This window comes from Herminiimonas contaminans, assembly GCF_015645465.1.
Classification (GTDB): Bacteria; Pseudomonadota; Gammaproteobacteria; order Burkholderiales; family Burkholderiaceae_D; genus Oxalicibacterium; species Oxalicibacterium contaminans.
The window spans coordinates 1-1,374 of the sequence record NZ_JADOEL010000048.1 but is presented as its reverse complement, the minus strand read 5'-3'; the positions used below and the strand labels follow the sequence as shown (position 1 = coordinate 1,374).

General features: G+C 56.1%; 1 protein-coding gene. It reads left to right on the top strand.

From position 1 onward, the window contains the following. Positions 1 to 71: 71 nt before the first annotated feature. Positions 72 to 1,331, top strand: coding sequence for an IS256 family transposase (locus IXC47_RS19260; RefSeq protein WP_195876767.1), 1,260 nt, complete (start codon positions 72 to 74; stop codon positions 1,329 to 1,331). Positions 1,332 to 1,374: the final 43 nt, after the last annotated feature.

The window sequence follows — 1,374 nt, the reverse complement described above, 5'->3', positions numbered from 1 at the left end:
GAGCCTGTCAGATTTTTTGTGTGCCGAAGGTCATGAGATGATACCGAAAGGGAAACACCATGACTACATCGATGAGCACAGTAAAAAAGCCCAAGAAACCGAAAGCCCTCAAACTTTTTTCCGACGAACTGATCGACCAGCTGCTGGCCCAGGTCCAGAACAAGGATGCCGAGTCCATCCTCGGCGAATCCGGCCTGGCTGGTCAGCTCAAAAAGCAACTGGCTGAACGGATGCTGGCCAGCGAGCTGGCCCACCATCTTGCCAACGAAGCAGCGCTTGGCAAAGCCGGCAATCACCGCAATGGTTCTTCTCCCAAGACGGTTCTGATTCCCAACGGGGAAATGGCGCTCGATATCCCGCGCGACCGGCTGGCAACGTTCGAACCGCAACTGATTGCCAAGTACCAGCGGCGGCTGCCCGGATTCGATGACCATGTCATCAGCATGTATGCCAGAGGCATGAGCGTGCGCGAAATCCGGGGCCACCTGCTCGAACTCTACGGCCTGGACGTGTCGCCCGACCTGATTTCCACGATCACCGATGAAGTGCTGGCCGAAGTCGAGCAATGGCAGAAGCGGCCCTTGGAAGCCATGTATCCGATCGTCTATTTCGATGCCATGCGCCTAAAGATCCGGGATGAAGGCACGGTTAAAAACAAGGCAGTCTATCTGGCACTGGGCATTCGGGCCGATGGCAGGAAGGAAGTGCTGGGGCTGTGGATCGAACAGACCGAAGGGGCCAAATTCTGGCTCAAAGTCTTCAATGAACTCAAAAACCGTGGCTTGCAGGATGTGTTGATTGCGGTGGTCGACGGCTTGCGCGGCTTTCCGGAGGCGATCGAAGCGGTCTACCCGCAGGCACAGGTGCAGACCTGCATCGTGCACCTGATCCGCAATTCGTTGAGCCTGGCGAGCTGGCAGGAGCGCAAGGAACTGGCTGCGGCGTTAAAGCCCATCTATCAGGCGCCCACCGAAGAGGCGGCCGCAGGCGCGCTGCAGGAATTTGCGCAGAGCAACTGGGGCAGGAAATTCCCGACGGTAACAGCCATGTGGCAGCGGCAATGGACACAAGTCATTCCGTTCTTTGCCTATCCGCCGGCAGTGCGCAAAATCATCTATACGACCAACGCTATTGAAAGCATGCACATGCAGCTAAGGAAGATCGTCAAGAACCGCGGCCACTTCCCCACCGACGAGGCCGCCAGCAAATTGCTGTATCTGGCCTTGCGCAACATTGAGAAAAATTGGAAGATGCCTCCGGTGACGTGGAAGCAGGCGGCCAATCAGTTTGCCATTCTGTTCGGCGAACGCTTCACCAACGCATTGCACTAGAATTTTTTAACCGACCTTCACACACAGAATTTCTGACACTACC

Excerpts from the sequence above, each read along its gene's own strand:
- IXC47_RS19260 (WP_195876767.1), top strand. The coding sequence starts at position 72 with ATGAGCACAGTAAAAAAGCCCAAGAAACCGAAAGCCCTCAAACTTTTT.